General features: G+C 64.2%; 14 protein-coding genes and 1 pseudogene. 10 read left to right on the forward strand and 5 right to left on the reverse strand.

Features of this window, described 5'->3' with window-relative positions; genetic code table 11:
• The 5 genes from F6X39_RS34920 to F6X39_RS34940 form a co-directional block, all read left to right on the forward strand.
• A partial coding sequence (locus F6X39_RS34920) for a citrate/2-methylcitrate synthase (protein ID WP_316251755.1) occupies positions 1-284 on the forward strand: 284 nt, incomplete at its 5' end.
• A gap of 112 nt (positions 285-396) precedes the next feature.
• A complete protein-coding gene (gene acnD, locus F6X39_RS34925; protein ID WP_187619968.1) occupies positions 397-2994 on the forward strand; it encodes a Fe/S-dependent 2-methylisocitrate dehydratase AcnD in 2598 nt (865 codons plus the stop codon).
• Between the two features lie 106 nt (positions 2995-3100).
• Positions 3101-4288, forward strand: coding sequence for a 2-methylaconitate cis-trans isomerase PrpF (prpF, locus tag F6X39_RS34930; protein ID WP_187619969.1), 1188 nt, complete (start codon positions 3101-3103; stop codon positions 4286-4288).
• 10 nt (positions 4289-4298) lie between these two features.
• Complete coding sequence (locus F6X39_RS34935) at positions 4299-4913, forward strand: class I SAM-dependent methyltransferase (RefSeq protein WP_187619970.1); 615 nt, start codon at positions 4299-4301, stop codon at positions 4911-4913.
• Between the two features lie 134 nt (positions 4914-5047).
• A complete protein-coding gene (locus F6X39_RS34940) occupies positions 5048-6289 on the forward strand; it encodes an MFS transporter (RefSeq protein WP_187619971.1) in 1242 nt (413 codons plus the stop codon).
• A gap of 13 nt (positions 6290-6302) precedes the next feature.
• On the opposite strand, the gene F6X39_RS34945 is transcribed toward F6X39_RS34940, so the two are convergent.
• On the reverse strand, positions 6303-6698 hold the full coding sequence (locus F6X39_RS34945; protein WP_187619972.1) for a DUF305 domain-containing protein: 396 nt from the start codon (positions 6696-6698) through the stop codon (positions 6303-6305).
• 190 nt (positions 6699-6888) lie between these two features.
• Between F6X39_RS34945 and F6X39_RS34950 the strand changes: the two genes are divergently transcribed.
• Together F6X39_RS34950 and F6X39_RS34955 are read left to right on the forward strand one after the other, a co-directional pair.
• A complete protein-coding gene (locus tag F6X39_RS34950; RefSeq protein ID WP_187619973.1) occupies positions 6889-7203 on the forward strand; it encodes an antibiotic biosynthesis monooxygenase family protein in 315 nt (104 codons plus the stop codon).
• 128 nt (positions 7204-7331) lie between these two features.
• Complete coding sequence (locus tag F6X39_RS34955; RefSeq protein ID WP_187619974.1) at positions 7332-8339, forward strand: zinc-dependent alcohol dehydrogenase family protein; 1008 nt, start codon at positions 7332-7334, stop codon at positions 8337-8339.
• Between the two features lie 82 nt (positions 8340-8421).
• On the opposite strand, the gene F6X39_RS34960 is transcribed toward F6X39_RS34955, so the two are convergent.
• Both F6X39_RS34960 and F6X39_RS34965 read right to left on the reverse strand, forming a co-directional pair.
• The gene (locus tag F6X39_RS34960) at positions 8422-9045 is read right to left on the reverse strand and encodes an ABC transporter ATP-binding protein (protein ID WP_187619975.1); all 624 of its coding nucleotides are present in this window, start codon (positions 9043-9045) and stop codon (positions 8422-8424) included.
• Between the two features lie 128 nt (positions 9046-9173).
• The gene (locus F6X39_RS34965) at positions 9174-10022 is read right to left on the reverse strand and encodes a shikimate dehydrogenase family protein (protein WP_187619976.1); all 849 of its coding nucleotides are present in this window, start codon (positions 10020-10022) and stop codon (positions 9174-9176) included.
• 422 nt (positions 10023-10444) lie between these two features.
• Between F6X39_RS34965 and F6X39_RS34970 the strand changes: the two genes are divergently transcribed.
• Entirely contained in the window at positions 10445-10762 is a 318-nt protein-coding gene (locus F6X39_RS34970; protein WP_187619977.1) for a hypothetical protein, read from the forward strand.
• 591 nt (positions 10763-11353) lie between these two features.
• On the forward strand, positions 11354-13252 hold the full coding sequence (locus F6X39_RS34975; protein ID WP_187619978.1) for an ATP-dependent metallopeptidase FtsH/Yme1/Tma family protein: 1899 nt from the start codon (positions 11354-11356) through the stop codon (positions 13250-13252).
• Positions 13253-13343: 91 nt separating this feature from the next.
• Here the strand turns inward: F6X39_RS34975 and F6X39_RS34980 are convergent, their stop codons facing one another.
• Positions 13344-14468: an acyltransferase family protein gene (locus F6X39_RS34980; protein ID WP_187619979.1), complete on the reverse strand. Its 1125-nt coding sequence runs from the start codon at positions 14466-14468 to the stop codon at positions 13344-13346.
• 372 nt (positions 14469-14840) lie between these two features.
• Here F6X39_RS34980 and F6X39_RS34985 point away from each other — a divergent pair.
• Positions 14841-15136 (forward strand): annotated as a pseudogene (locus tag F6X39_RS34985) (IS6 family transposase); the annotation flags it as partial.
• A gap of 47 nt (positions 15137-15183) precedes the next feature.
• Here F6X39_RS34985 and F6X39_RS34990 read toward each other — a convergent pair.
• Positions 15184-16474 (reverse strand): YadA family autotransporter adhesin (locus F6X39_RS34990; protein ID WP_187619980.1); only part of this gene is annotated, 1291 nt, incomplete at its 5' end.

Here is a 16474-nt window from a genome sequence, read left to right on the forward strand (position 1 = left end):
AGGAAGCGGGCAACACGAAACTGTTCTCGATCGCCGAACGGCTCGAATCGGTGATGTGGGACGCGAAGAAGATGTTCCCGAACCTCGACTGGTTCAGCGCGGTGTCGTATCACATGATGGGCGTGCCGACCGCGATGTTCACGCCGCTGTTCGTGATCTCGCGTACGGCAGGATGGAGCGCGCACATCATCGAGCAGCGCGTCGACAACAAGATCATCCGCCCGAGCGCGAATTACACCGGTCCGGACGATCTGCCGTTCGTGCCGCTGGCGAAGCGCGTTTGATCTGAGGCCGCGAGCTAAACTACCCGCACTGTCCGGCCGGCGCGCGAGCGAAGCGCCGCCCGACGCCGCCGGCATACCGTCCGGCGGCCGATAACCGTCCTGTCCCTACGTCATGAATACTGCCAACCGCAAACGCCTTCCGGGCACCGAGCTCGACTTCTTCGATACGCGTGCCGCGGTCGACAAGATCGAGCCCGGCGCCTACGACAAGCTGCCGTACACGTCGCGCGTGCTCGCCGAAAACCTGGTGCGCCGCTGCGACCCGGTGACGCTGACCGCTTCGCTGAAACAGATCATCGAGCGCAAGCGCGAGCTCGATTTTCCGTGGTTCCCGGCGCGCGTCGTGTGCCACGACATTCTCGGCCAGACGGCTCTCGTCGATCTGGCGGGTCTGCGCGATGCGATCGCCGCGCAAGGCGGCGATCCGGCGCTCGTGAATCCGGTGGTGCCGACGCAACTGGTCGTCGATCACTCGCTGGCCGTTGAGTGCGGCGGTTTCGATCCGGATGCGTTCGCGAAGAATCGCGCGATCGAAGATCGCCGCAACGAAGACCGCTTCGATTTCATCAACTGGACCAAGCGCGCGTTCCGCAACGTCGACGTGATTCCGCCGGGCAACGGCATCCTGCATCAGATCAACCTCGAACGCATGAGCCCGGTCGTGCAGGTGAAGGACGGTGTCGCGTTTCCCGACACGCTGGTCGGCACCGACTCGCATACGCCGATGGTCGATGCGCTCGGCGTGATCGCGATCGGCGTCGGCGGCCTCGAAGCGGAGAGCGTGATGCTCGGCCGCGCGTCGTACATGCGGCTGCCCGATATCGTCGGCGTCGAGCTGAGCGGCAAACCGGGCGAGGGCATTACCGCGACCGACGTGGTTCTGTCGTTGACCGAATTCTTGCGCAAAGAGAAGGTGGTCGGCGCGTACCTCGAGTTTTACGGCGAGGGCGCGGCGAATTTGACCTTGGGCGATCGCGCGACGATCGCGAACATGGCGCCCGAGTTCGGCGCGACCGCCGCGATGTTCTACATCGACGAGCAGACGATCCGCTATCTGAAGCTGACCGGCCGCGACGACGAACTCGTCAAACTCGTGGAAACCTATGCGAAGCAAACCGGCTTGTGGGCCGATACGCTGAAGCACGCCGACTACGAGCGCGTGCTCGAGTTCGATCTGTCGAGCGTGGTGCGCACGCTCGCGGGGCCGTCGAATCCGCATCGCCGCTTGCCGGTGTCGGAGCTGGCCGCGCGCGGCGTCAGCGGCAAGGTCGAGAACGAGCCCGGTCTGATGCCGGACGGCGCGGTGATCATCGCCGCAATCACGAGCTGCACCAACACGAACAATCCGCGCAACATGATCGCGGCGGGCCTGGTCGCACGCAACGCGAACCGGCGTGGACTCGTGCGCAAGCCGTGGGTCAAGAGCTCGCTCGCGCCGGGCTCGAAGGCGGTCACGCTGTATCTGGAAGAGGCAGGGCTCTTGCCTGAACTCGAACAGCTCGGCTTCGGGGTGGTCGCGTATGCGTGCACGTCGTGCAACGGCATGTCCGGCGCGTTGGACCCGGTGATCCAGAAGGAAGTGATCGAGCGCGATCTGTATGCGACCGCCGTGCTGTCGGGCAACCGCAACTTCGACGGCCGGATCCACCCCTACGCGAAGCAGGCTTTTCTCGCGTCGCCGCCGCTGGTCGTCGCCTATGCGATCGCGGGCACGATCCGCTTCGACATCGAGAAGGACGTGCTCGGCGTCGATGCGGACGGTCATGCGGTCACGCTGAAAGATCTGTGGCCGTCGGATGCGGAGATCGATGCGATCGTCGCCGTGAGCGTGAAGCCCGAGCAATTCCGCAAAGTGTATGAACCGATGTTCGCGGTCTCCCCCGACACCGGCGCGAAGGCCGACCCGCTGTACGACTGGCGCGAAGAAAGCACCTATATTCGCCGTCCGCCGTACTGGGAAGGCGCGCTCGCCGGCGAGCGCACGCTGAAGGGTATGCGCGCGTTGGCCGTGCTCGGCGACAACATCACGACGGACCACCTGTCGCCGTCGAACGCGATTTTGCCCGACAGCGCGGCCGGCGAATACCTGACGAAAATGGGCCTGCCCGAAGAGGACTTCAATTCGTACGCGACGCACCGCGGCGATCATTTGACCGCGCAGCGCGCGACCTTCGCGAACCCGACGCTGAAGAACGAGATGGTGCTGGAGAACGGCCAGGTGAAGGCCGGTTCGCTCGCGCGTATCGAGCCCGAGGGCAAGGTCACGCGCATGTGGGAAGCGATCGAAACGTATATGGAGCGCAAGCAGCCGCTGATCGTGATCGCGGGCGCCGACTATGGCCAGGGTTCGTCACGCGACTGGGCCGCGAAGGGCGTGCGGCTGGCCGGCACCGAAGCGATCGTCGCGGAAGGCTTCGAGCGGATTCACCGCACGAACCTCGTCGGCATGGGCGTGTTGCCGCTCGAATTCAAGCCCGGCGTGAATCGCCTGACGCTTGGCATCGACGGTACCGAGACGTTCGACGTGATCGGCGAGCGCAAGCCGCGCGCCGATCTGACGCTGGTGATTCATCGCCGCAACGGCGAGCGCGTCGAAGTGCCGGTGACGTGCCGGCTCGATACGGCCGAAGAGCTGTCGATCTACGAGGCCGGCGGCGTGTTGCAGCGTTTCGCGCAGGACTTTCTCGAGTCGACCAGAGCAGCGGCTTGACGGGTAGACGCGCGTTTTGCAGTGAACGTCGCAACAGACCAGGGCGATGCGGCTTGACGAGCCGCATCGCCCTTCATCAAAGAACATGTCACCTCAGGACACCTTCATGGCCCACCTTCCCCAGATCAAGATTCCGGCCACCTATATGCGCGGCGGCACCAGCAAGGGCGTGTTTTTCCGTCTGCAGGATCTGCCCGAGGCCGCGCAGCGACCGGGCGCCGCGCGCGACGCGCTGCTGATGCGCGTGATCGGCAGTCCCGATCCGTACGGCAAGCAGATCGACGGCATGGGCGGCGCGACGTCGAGCACCAGCAAGACCGTGATCATTTCGCGCAGCGGCCGGCCCGATCACGACATCGACTATCTGTTCGGGCAGGTGTCGATCGACAAGGCGTTCGTCGACTGGAGCGGCAATTGCGGCAACCTGTCGGCCGCGGTGGGACCGTTCGCGATCAGCGCGGGCCTCGTCGAGGCGAGCCGCGTGCCGCGTGACGGCGTCGCGATCGTGCGCATCTGGCAGGCCAATATCGGCAAGACGATCATCGCGCACGTGCCGATGAGCGATGGCGCGGTGCAGGAAACCGGCGACTTCGAACTCGACGGCGTGACCTTTCCGGCCGCCGAAGTGCCGCTCGAATTCATGGACCCGGCCGCCGACGAAGAAGGCGCGGGCGGCGCGATGTTCCCGACCGGCAACCTCGTCGACGACCTGGAGGTGCCGGGCGTCGGCACGTTGAAGGCGACGATGATCAACGCGGGCATCCCGACGATCTTCGTCGACGCCGAGGCGATCGGCTATAAGGGCACCGAGTTGCAGGACGCGATCAACAGCGACGCGAAGGCGCTCGCGATGTTCGAGACGATTCGCGCGCATGGCGCGCTGCGCATGGGGCTCATCAAGCATCTCGACGAGATCGCGACGCGGCAGCACACGCCGAAGGTCGCATTCGTCGCGAAGCCGGTCGATTACGTGGCGTCGAGCGGCAAGCCGGTGCGAGCGGGCGACGTCGACCTGTTGGTGCGCGCGATGTCGATGGGCAAGCTGCATCACGCGATGATGGGCACGGCGGCGGTCGCGATCGGCACCGCGGCGGCGATCGCGGGCACGCTCGTCAATCAGGCGGCGGGCGGCGGCGAGCGTGAGTCGGTGCGCTTCGGGCATCCGTCGGGCACGTTGCGCGTCGGCGCGCAGGCGAGTCGGAAGGACGGCGAGTGGGTCGTCACGAAGGCGATCATGAGCCGCAGCGCGCGCGTGTTGATGGAGGGGTGGGTCAGGGTGCCGCAGCAGGGCTGAGGCGGCGTCGATGTCGGCCAACGTCAGCGGCACGGAAGGCTATGTAGAGCAGGCCGTCGGGCTGATCGAACGATGGCGCACGCTGTCGTTCGACGATCGGCATCGGCCGATTCTCGACTGGATACCGCAGGCGCCGTCGCGCATCGTCGATATCGGCGCGGGCATCGGCACGGATGCGGCCGCGCTCGCGGCGATGGGGCATGCGGTGCTCGCGGTCGAACCGGTCGACGCATTGCGCAACGCAGCGCGCGAGCTGCATGCGTCGACGCGCATCGAGTGGCTCGACGATAGCCTGCCTGATCTCGCTGTCGTGCTAGCGAAGTCGAAGCGCATCACTTTCGACGTAGTCATGCTCACCGCGGTCTGGATGCATCTCGATGCGCGGCAGCGCGAACGCGCGATGCCGCGCGTTGCGTCGTTGCTGCGCGACGGCGGCGTGTTGATCATGTCGCTGCGGCACGGACCGGTTCCCGCCGGCCGCCGCATGTTCGACGTCACCCCCGATGAGACGATCCGGCTGGCGAGCGAGCAAGGCCTGCGACTCGTGCGCGAGTTACGCACGCCATCGGTTCAGAAGGCCAACCGCGATAGCGGCGTGACGTGGACGCGACTCGTGTTCCGTTGACTCCCCGATCCAGGCGCGCCGCAGCCGCCGCCTTCGCCGATGCAAACCTTCGCGTCGTCTACAATGGCCGCTCCAGCCGCGCTTCCATAACCACTCCCCAGCGGCCGACTCAGTCCCGACGCAGAGGAGCCACGATGCAGAACAGGCTGGACGCCGACGCAACGAAGTCCGGCGACGCGGCGCACGACATCGCGCGCGCGCGACGCGCGGTGCTCGTGATCGCGATTGCGCAATTGCTCGGTACGTCGTTGTGGTTCAGCGCGAACGGCGCGATGCGCGATCTGCAGATCGCCTGGCATCTGAGCGCGTCCGATATCGGCTGGCTGACGAATGCAGTGCAGGCTGGCTTTATCGTCGGGACCTTGTTGTCGGCGACCACCGGACTCGCGGATCGCGTGTCGGCGAGCAAGGTGTTCGCCGTCTGCGGCGTGCTCGGCGCGACCTTGAATGCGCTGTTCGCGCTGTGCAGCAGCGGGCTCGCGTCGGCGCTCGTGTTTCGCTTCGGCGTGGGCGTCGCGCTTGCCGGCATCTATCCGCTCGGCATGAAGCTGCTCGTTACGTGGGACCCGCGCCGCGCCGCGCAGACGCTCGCGTTGCTCGTTGCGATGCTGACGCTCGGCACGGCGTCGGTGCATGCGATTCGTGCGTTGCTGTCGAGCGTACCGTGGCAAACCGTGGTGCTCACTTCGTCGGGACTCGCGGTGATCGGCGCGCTGCTGGTGTTCGTGCTCGGCGAAGGGCCGCACGCGCGGCGCTCGGGCAGCCGACGCTTCGGTTTGTCGGCGGGCGTCGGGCAGGTCGTGCGCATCAGCGAGTTTCGTTCGGCCGCGCTCGGCTATTTCGGTCACATGTGGGAGTTGTACGCGTTCTGGACGCTGACACCGCTGCTCGTGCAGCGCGCGTTCGCGAGCGGGGCGCCGGCGGCGCCGGGCACCGTCGCGTTGTGGTCGTTCCTGATCATCGCGATCGGTGCGCTCGGCTGCCTGTTCGGCGGCAGACTCAGCCAGGTGGTCGGCAGCGCGCGTACCGCCGCTCTCGCGCTGACGATCTCGGGCACGCTGTGCGCGATTTATCCGCTGACCACGGGGCTCGGCACCGCCGCGCAGCTCGGGTTACTACTCGTGTGGGGCATCAGCGTGATCGCCGATTCGCCGCAGTTTTCGGCGCTGTCCGTGAAGGCCTGTCCCGCCGACAAGATCGGCGGCGCGCTGACGCTGCAGAACAGCTTCGGCTTTTTCCTGTCCGCATGCTCGATCCTGTGGTCGACCAGCGTATTTCACGCGCTCGACGTGCGCGTCGCATGGCTGCTGCTGCCTGGGCCGATCATCGGTCTGATCGCGATGACGCCGCTGTTGCGCAAGCAGCCACGCTGGTGATGCTCGCGCTGCGTTACTTGCCGTCGTGCTTTGCCTGCCAGCGCTGCATGAACGCGATCTCGTCATGCTGCGCCTTGATGATGTTGCGCGCGAGCCGCTTGATCTCCGGATCCTTGCCGTATTTCAACTCCGCCTGGGCCATCTCGATCGCGCCCTGGTGATGCGGGATCATGTGCGCGACGAAATCCCGGTCGGCGTCGCCGGTGTATTCGGGGGCGCTCATCTCATGCATCATGCGCTCGTCGGCGGCCTTGAAGGCTTGCGTCGATGCGCCCGAGCCGGTATGTGCCGAATCCGGCATGTCCATGCCGGGCATGCCCTGATGTTGCGCGTGAGCGGGCAGAGCCGCTGCCGCGAATGCCAAACCGCCGAACACACAGAGAGCGCGCAACGCGCGAAGGTTTTTCATATTGGTTTTCCGTTGTTGAAGAGAGTGGCGACGTGATCCGCGCGATTCTAACGGTCACCTCGGACATCGTGGAGCTTCCTGCCGTGGTAAGGTCAAGCGGAGGCAAAGCAACGCACGCCTATAATGAAACGCGACTGGATGACCAAGCCAGCATCATTGGCAGCATCACTCACTCAACGAGGCTGACAGCATGTACATCGCGATGAACCGCTTCAAAGTGGCGCCCGGCTCCGAGGACGCCTTCGAACATCTGTGGACCACGCGCGACACCCATCTGAAAGAGGTGCCGGGCTTCGTCGAATTTCATTTGCTGAAGGGACCGCGCAAGGACGATCACGTGCTCTATTCGAGCCATACGATCTGGCGCGACTATGCATCGTTCGAGACATGGACGAAGTCCGACGCGTTTCGTGCCGCGCATCGCAGTGCCGGTAACGAAAACCGCGTGCTGTATCTCGGCCACCCGGAATTCGAAGGCTTCGAAGTCATTCAGACCGTCAAATAGCGCGGTGCTCGCGCGGCGCCTGCATGCCTGTTCGCATTCGCGCGGGCATGGCGCATGCACATCCGACGCGCATCGCGCGTGGACATCGAGCTGCTCAGGCAGCGCACCACTTACCAAGGATCGAAAACATGAAAGCCGTCAGAATCGGTTCGCCCGCCACAGTCGATAGCCTGCAGGTCGTCGATCTCGCCGATCCCGGTCAGCCCGAGGCCGGGCAGATTCGCGTGCGCATTCGCGCTAGTTCGTTGAACTACCACGACTACGGCGTCGTCTGCGGCAATCTGCCGGCCGAAGCGGGCCGCATCCCGATGGCCGATGGCGCGGGCGTCGTCGAAGCGGTCGGCGCAGGCGTGCGCGAATTCAAGGCCGGCGATCACGTCGTGTCCTGCTTCTTCCCATACTGGGAAAACGGTTCGCCCGCGATCGGCGATTTTTCGACCACCCCCGGCGACGGCGTCGACGGCTACGCGCGCGAAGTCGTCGTGCTGCCGAGCCACTACTTCACGCACGCGCCGGCCGGCTATAGCCACGCCGAAGCGGCGACGCTGACCACGGCGGGGCTGACCGCGTGGCGCGCGCTGGTCGTCGATGGTCAGTTGAAGGCAGGCAGCAGCGTGCTCGTGCTCGGCACCGGCGGCGTGTCGATCTTCGGCTTGCAGATGGCGAGGGCGATGGGGGCGTCGGTGATCGCGACGTCGTCGTCGAATGCGAAGCTCGCGAAGCTGCGCGAACTGGGTGCCGACCATACGATCAACTATCGCGACAATCCCGAGTGGGGCAAAGAAGTGCGTCACATCACCAACGGGCGCGGCGTCGATCACGTGATCGAGGTGGGTGGTCCCGGCACGCTGCCGCAGTCGATCACCGCATGCCGCATCGGCGGGCACATCGCGCTGATCGGCGTGCTGACCGGCCGCGCGGGTCAGGTGCCGACCGCGCATCTGATGGCGCGGCAACAGCGTCTGCAAGGGCTGATCGTCGGCAGCCGGCAGGATCAGATCGACATGGTGCGCGCGCTGGAGACCACGGGCATCAAGCCGGTGATCGACAGCACGTTCGCGCTGGACAAGCTCGCCGACGCGTTCCGGCACGAGGCATCGGGTGCGCACTTCGGCAAGATTTGTGTGGCGATCTGAGGATTCAACGCTCGCGCCCGGCCCGCATGACCCGCGGGATCGCTCCAGCGCAAGCCCGTTATTAGCGTAAACAGGCCCTAGCTCAAATGCCCCTCGCGAGGTCCGCGAAACAGACTCTCGTCGCCTCGCAGGCCTGCGTGAACCCTTCGTCGTAACTCGTGAAAAACACCGTGCGCGTCGAGCCGAGCGTTCTGAACAGCTCGGCGAGCACCGCGCGCGCCGACGCGTCGAGTCCGCCGGCCGGTTCGTCGGCGATCAGCACGCGGGTTTCGCCGAGCGCGGCCGCCGTCAGAAACACCTTTTTGCGGCTGCCATACGACATCTGCTCGAAACGTTTGTCCAGATGCGGCGCGAGGCCGAAGCGTTCGGCGAGCGCGAGCACGTCGTCGGTCAGCGCGGTGTGCCGCGCCGCCGCAACCTGCCGCAGATAATCGCGGCCGGTCTGATCGGGCCAGCTCATGCTGTCTTCCGGCACAAACGTGAGCAGCGCTTGCGCGGCATGCGGCGCGGCGCGCAGCGAATGACCGCCGAGCCATACGTCGCCTGTGTCGGGTTCGAGCGCGCCGGCGAGGATGGCGAGCAACGTCGATTTGCCGCTGCCGGATTCATCGTTCAACGCGACGCAGCCGGACGTCGCGTCGAAGTGCAGTCCTTCGAACAGGATGCGGTCGCTATAGCGCTTGCTGAGGTTGTCGAATCGAAGCATGGGTTGGCGCGCAGAGGGCGATGTGAACGCGGCGCAGGATCGCGCCACGCCTCGTGCATGCCGTGCGGGATCTTCGGCACGGCAATTTCGCGCCAGTGTAGCAGCGCGCGCCTGGTTCCTTCGCGCCGTTACGCAGACGTCGGCGTCTCCAGCAAGAACTCCACCATCCGATCACACACGCGTTCGAACATCTGCGTGCCCGTCACGGTCGGGCAACCGCGCGCGCGTGCCGCTTCGATCAGCGGCGTAAGTGGCGGTTTCGTTACGACATCGCCGACAAAAGTCGTGGCCGGCAAGCGCGCGACGTCGATCGGCAACGAATCGCCCGTACGCATGCCGAGCGGCGACGCGTTGACGAGCACGTCATACGGACTCGGGTCGAGGTCGGCCGCCGCACCGCGCGCCTTGCCTCGGCCGAGCGCATTGAGCCGTGCGGTCAGCGAGCCGGTGCGTTCGACGTCGTTGTCGCGCACGTCGAGCGAGCCGACGCCGCGCTGAATCAGCGCATGGCCGATCGCCGAGCCCGCGCCGCCCGCGCCGACCAGCAGCGCGCGCTTGCCCTGTAGTTCGCAGCCCGCCGCGACGAGCGCCGCAACGAAGCCGGTGCCGTCGAACATGCCGCCATGCCAGCCGCCATCGGCGTTGCGGCGCAGCGTGTTGACCGCGCCAAGGAACGCGGCTTCTTCGGCGAGCGTCGCGCAATAGCTCGCCGCGCTGAATTTGTGCGGCACCGTGATGATCACGCCGTCGACGTTGCGCATCGGCGCGATGCCCGCGAAAAAAGCCGGCAGATCGGCTGGCGCGACGTGCGCGGGCACCACCAGCGCATCGCGGCCGGCCGAACGCAACGCGGCGGTCACGCCGGACGGCGAGCGCACCTGCGCAATCGGATCGCCGACGATGAAATACACGCGCGTCGCGCCGCTCAGACCCGCGTCGAGCGACGCCGCGAAGGAAGGGGTTTCAGCCCGCTGCATAGTCGAACCTCCTGAAATGGGTGCCCCTATGCATCGTGCCCGATGGCGGACGCCATGTGTTGCCTGTTGTCGGCTCGAAGCGTTGCGCACGAATGCAAGCGGCGCGATCGACGGCATCACGCTGAGTCAGAACGGGCAGCAGAACGAAAAATCGGTGATGGGTGGTGTCTACCTTGGGCCCGGCATCACGCCTGGTCGCCGCGATGCGAGTGCGGCAATCCCGCGCGACGAGCTGTTTCAGCACGCAAAGACGGGCCATACCAGTCGGCATTTCTCACGCCCGCGCCCTATTTTGAGACGCACGGTCTAGCCGCATCCAAAAACTGCGCTATGGTCAAACGGTCAGATTGCAGATCGCTTTCGACTTTAGCGATCGATGCGGCGAAGTCATCAGGTCAACACCCAGGACGGGGGGAGCGAAGATGAGCCTCACCAGTAGGCAAGCAGCCGCGCAACGCGGCGGGCGGCTTCCGGCCAGATTCGCGGATAGCCACTTGCAGCATCTCGAGAGTGTGCTTGGCTTCGTAACGCGCAAGGGTGCGGCGCAATCCGGTGAACTCGACCACGTCTATTGGGAGCGGCGTATTCGCGCGCTCGAGGACACGCATCATCTGATCCAGAATCAGCGCACGCGCATCGCGAAGCTGCGCGACATGTTGCGCTTGCAGGCTCGGGCCAGCGGCGCACGGGGGCCTGAGATGTCGGGGTCGTCCGCGAAGACCGAAAGAAGTGCAGCGTAGAAAGAACCGTCGATGCCGCTCGGCGCCGGCGCCCAAGAAGCAGAACCTGAGAGAAAAGTGGCGATGACGCGAACGGGTCCACAGAGACCCGTCGCTCATCCGCCGGTATTGCCAGCCGATTCCAAAATCCTGACTTAATCGTGGCCTATTTTTCAGATAATTTAGGGCTGTCTAAATTGCGCCTTTGTCAGTAATTCTGACTGATTTTAATTGGGGTGCGGTTAGATATAGACATTTAAAAACACGCGCCGCTTTTTACGCTGATAAACTGTGCGCCGGAGCCAAGGCGGCGACGCCCTACGCGCGCTTGCCGCGTCCCCTTCCGGCGTGTCGACGGCCGGATAGACGGTACAAATAGGCCTTTTCCGCGACTTTGACAGAAGCGTACCGCCGGCATACTGCCTTCGGCTAACGCGGCTCACTGGGACGCACAGGTTGTCGTCCTTCTTAATTGTCCTTTGAGCCTCGCCGTGTGGCGCTTCGCCTCCAGCCGATTTTCCGCAGACTCCGTCTTCCGATTTCGACAGGTAAGTTTGACAGACAGCTTGATTAAGTAAGGGCTTGTTCAAGTCCGCATTTTGGAAATGACTCATGAAGCCGGGAAATAATTCGCTTGGGAAAAAGCGCGCACGCAAAATTGCGGTGGCGGCTGTGGCGGTGCTGATCGCGGTGTTGGTCGGTTGGGGCGTCTGGTATATCCAGCATCGCGCCGAGCCGCAGGCGCCGGCGCTGAGCGGCATTGCGAGCCAGATGCGTCACGATGCATCCGCGTGGACGCATGCGGAGAAGGATGCGTCGACGATGCTGCGCGACATTCACGACACCAACGTCGCGGCGATCGGCGTGAGTCCCAACGCGATTCTGGTGTCGCTGCGTGACGGCTCGAAGTACTTCGTCACCGATCACAACGCAACCTTCTCGCACGCGCTGCTGCTGGGCGAGCGCTCCGACGCCGCCGCGTATCAGCTCGTATGGCTGCCCGACGTCGATATCCACAGCGACGGCGCACGCTGGACCCAGCTGTTCGACCAGTTCCGCGACGCGCTGAGCGTGCTACTGCCGCTCGTGCTGATCGGCGGCATGGCGTGGTTCATGCGACGCGAGATGAAGGGCGGCGCGAAGCTGCTCAGCGAAACACCGACGCTGCGTTTCGACGACGTGATCGGCGCGAACGAAGCGAAGGCCGCGCTCGCCGACATTCGCGGTTACCTGTCCGATCCGAAGCAGTTCTCGTCGCTGGGCGTGCGCGCGCCGTGCGGCATCCTGATGGTCGGCGCGCCCGGCGTCGGCAAGACGCGGCTCGCTCAGGCGCTGGCCGGCGAGTGCGGCGCGAACTTCATTTCGATCACGGGCAGCTATTTCAGCGCAAAGTACTACGGTGTCGGTATCCAGAAGGTGCGGCACCTGTTCGAACTCGCGCGCAAGAACGCGCCGACGGTCATCTTCATCGACGAAGCGGACGGTCTCGCGAAACGAACCGACACCGGCGGTGGTCCGGTCGAAGCCGAAAGCAACCGGATCATCAACCAGCTGCTCGCGGAGATGGACGGCTTCGAGTCGAACGAGGGCGTGATCGTCGTGGCCGCGACCAACCATCCCGACAATCTGGACGAAGCATTGCGCCGCCCCGGCCGTTTCGATCGCACGGTGCAGGTGCGTCTGCCGGATCGCGAAGACCGCGCCAAGATTTTCCGCTTCTACGCGCAGCGGCTGAAGTCGAAAGCGGCGGATATCGACTACGACCAGCTCGCGCGTTTGACGACTGGACTGTCGCCGGCCACCGTCGCGATGGTCGTGAATCAGGCGGGGCTGCTCGCGCGCAAGGCGGGCGATAACGAAATCGCCGCGAAGCACTTCATGGAAGCGATCAAGATCGCGCGCATCGGCGACGTGAGCGGCGCCGAGCGCGCGCTCACCGAGGACGAGCGCAGGCGCATCGCGGTGCATGAGGCGGGTCATGGTCTGGTCGCCGCGCTGCTTGGCACCGGCGTGCTCGAGGAAGTGACGATTCTGCCGCGTGGCGGCGCGCTTGGCGTCGCGCTGATCACGAAGGCGCAGGACAAGCACCTGTACCGCGAAACGGAAATCCGCAACGAAATCCAGGTGCTGCTCGGCGGACGCAACGCGGAGATTCTGATGTTCTCCGAAGCATCGAGCGGCGCCGCGTCGGACTTGCAGGAGGCCTCGCGTATCAGCCTCGACATGGTGTCGAAGTTCGGCTTCAACAGCGACGGCGATCTGTTCAGTCTCGCGGCGCTGCCGTCGCAGTACGCGGGCCTGCAAATGAAGAGCGCAATCGAGCATGCGAACGTGCTGCTCAAGGAGCTCAACGAACTTTGCTACGGGCTACTGCACGCGTACGAGCCGGTACTGCGCGACATTTCGGACCAGTTGCTCGAGCACGAGACCGTACCCGGGGACACCGTTTATCGGCTCATCGCCGAGCACAAGAGCACGCTGAAGATCGTGCACGAGCCTGCGGCGGCTTGACGGGCCTGATGATGCGCTACGCGAAGTCCGACGATCCCGGGTCGGTCGGCATCGCGGGAAAGCGCCGCGCGCATCGACCTGGTTCGATCTGTCAGGCTACGTCGGAAGCGACGTTCTCCGCCGCTTTCAATACCGATTCGCCGCGCGTCTTCACTCGCAAAATCGGCGCCTCGATCAACCGCCACGACAGCACCGCAATGCCAAGCGAAATCGCAAACGACGCGACGATGCCAAGCATATGTGCCCACATCGGCACGGTGCCACCAAACAACGCCTCGGCGTGACGGTTACGGGTCAGATCGGGGATCAGGTTGTGATACAGATAGAAGCCGTAACTGATACGCCCAAGACCGGCGAGCCAACGCGTCTGTAGCAGACCCATCACGGCAGCATTGCGGCAACACGCGATCGAAGCCACCAGCGCCGCGATACCGATCCCGTACGTTGCGCTGATCGCGGTAAACAGCAAGGGATCGTCGAGCATGTTCCACCTCGGCTCGGCCGCGCATAAGCCGATCACGACCAGACTCAGCGCGAACAGCGTCAGGCCATGACCGAGCCAGGCACGCACGCGGCCGCGATCGTCCTCGATCACCAGACCACCGATGCCGCCCAACGCGAGCAACCAGACATTGCTCAACGGGTGCGTATAGATCGTGATCTCATCCCAATGCGCGGCGCGCATCGCGAACAGCGCGGCAAGGCCGAGCGCCACGATCGCCCAACATGCCGCTCGATGTCGCCGCGTCGCGAGCAGCAGCAAAAACGGCGCAACGACGAGATAGAACTGCTCCTCGATCGCGAGGCTCCACAAGTGCGAATAGCGGCCCGGCCAGTAACGCAGCACCGAGCCGATCCAGAAGTTGGACAGATACGCGAAGTGAAACGGCATGCCGCTCGCCAGTTCCGGATTCGCGAGGCCGAATGCCATCAGCACGCACATCACGACGAGCATCAGGTAATAGATCGGAAAGATGCGCACCGTGCGACGAAACAGAAAGCGCCCGAGTTCGGTGCGGAAACAGCTGTCGCCCTCTTCGATGCGCGCGCGCCGCGACGACAGGATGCCGATGATCAGAAAGCCACTCAGCGCAAAGAAAATCCACACGCCGAGATGCCCGATTTCGCCGATGTCGCCGAAGAGTCGATGCTGCAGAAACACCATCAGCACAGCGATCGCGCGCAAACCGTCGAATCCGGCAATTCTGTTTTTCATAAACCTCTATTCGCAAAGCGGCGGAAAAGCACGAAAACATCGTACGGGGAAAAAATGCGAAAAAAATCGCAGCGCGCGTTCGATGATTTATTTTCGAGGCTCGCGTCCATCCATGAAGACGGGTGTCCCTGTTTCGTGCATGAAAAGCTGCAAAACTTTCCGCGTGTTCGCTAAAGACGCGCCGAGTATTACCAGTCGCCAACGACTCCATGTCAGAAAGCCGTTGTGAAAGCGAACATTAGAGGCGGATCGTCAGCGCCTTCGCCTGCGTCATATGTGATGCATTGAACGATCGAGTCTTTTGTCGTTCGCACAGGTCGGCACGCTGATGGGCACTGTCACGTTGCTGAGATGTTCGAGTAAGATCGCGTGATGAAGAATGAAAAATCGCTTTACCACGGTCATCGCTTTCCAGCGGCGGTCATCAGTTCCGCGGTCCGCTGGTATTTCAGGTTTCAGCTCAGCCTGCGTGATATCGAAGAGCTGCTATTCGAGCGGGGGTTATCGTCAGCTACGAAACAGTCCGACGCTGGTGCGATAAATTCGGTGCCCGTTTCGCCCACCGTGTGAAAGCGGCGCGTCGCAAGCCCGGCACGACATGGCACCTTGACGAAGTATTTGTGACGTTGCGCGGCGAGCCTTACCTGCTGTGGCGCGCTGTTGATCAATCGTGAAAAAGCGGGAGAGGGCACACGCACCCTTTCCCGCCGACCGCTTACCACTGATACGAGGCACCAATCCCGGCAGTCGTGCCACCCGCGGACATCCCAACACCCGCTTTCACCTTGATGTTGTCCTTGATACGAGCCGTACCGCCCAGTGCGATCGCCTGATAACCGTTGTAAGTCGCTGCCGCGATACCGAACGACAGTTTCTTGCCTTGATCGACTTCTGGAATCATCGTCAGCGCGGTAGCGGCGGCGATTCCCGAGTAGGCGTTCCTGGCGAGATTGTTGACCGCCTGGTTGGTCGCGTTGATACGCTGATCGGTGTAGTTGTTGGCCTGCTGAACGCCTTGTGCGACCGAGCTGTTCATCTGACCGACATTGACTGCATCCGTGTCCGCCGTACCCGCTGCGACGTTGGTGATCTGGCGTTCGTGACCCGCTGAACCCACCGATACCGAGTTATCGCGATCCGTCACCGAGCCCTGACCCAACGCCACCGAGTTCGCATTGCCAGCCCGCGAGCCCGTGCCGATCGCCGTCGAGTTGACGCCGGTCGCCGCCGCATTGGCGCCCACTGCCACCGCGTTCTCCGCTGCGGCGCTGGCGTTTGCCCCAACCACCGTGCTGCCCGCACCGGTACCCGGCATCGCCGCGTTAGCCACTGCTTCACTGTTGCGGTCCGACGACGAAACATCCGGAGTGACCGGCTGGATGTTCGACACCTGGGAACCGAGATCCTTCACCTGGCCGTTGAGATCCGTCACCTGGTCCTGCAACGCCGACAACTGGCCGTAGTTCACCGCGTCATACTGGCTCGTGCCGTTCGCCACATTGGTCAGGATTACCGGACCTGCGCTCTGGCCTCCACCCAGCGTCACGGAACCGAAGTTCACCGAACCGTCAACGTTACGGTCGTACTGCACCGCGCCCGACAGTTGTGTTCCGACGTCGCCCACCTGGGTCTGCAGCTTCGTGATGTCCGTGGTGTTCTGCGTGACCCGGTCATCCAGGTTGGTGACGGCATCGCCTACGCTATGCACGGTCGTACCGCCCACGCTGTAGCTCGGTGCGCTGATCGTGCCGTCCGCGTTCACGGTCGAGCCGCCACCCAGACCAGCGGCCACGCTCGCCGAGTTCGCATACAGCTGGCTGCCGTTGACGGCTTCCTTGCTGCCCGCTGCAATCGCACCGTCGGCAACGCCGCTCAGCGAGCGCGCGCCATCGGTGCCACCGAAGTCCACCGTCGTGCCGTCCAGGTCCCTGGCCACCGTGATGGTCTTGCTGGTCGCGTCCTGCTGCACCAGGCCGACGCTACCGCCGTCCAGCTGCTGCGTCAGG

Origin of the sequence: Paraburkholderia sp. UCT2 (assembly GCF_014397665.1) — a bacterium.
Classification (GTDB): domain Bacteria; phylum Pseudomonadota; class Gammaproteobacteria; order Burkholderiales; family Burkholderiaceae; genus Paraburkholderia; species Paraburkholderia tuberum.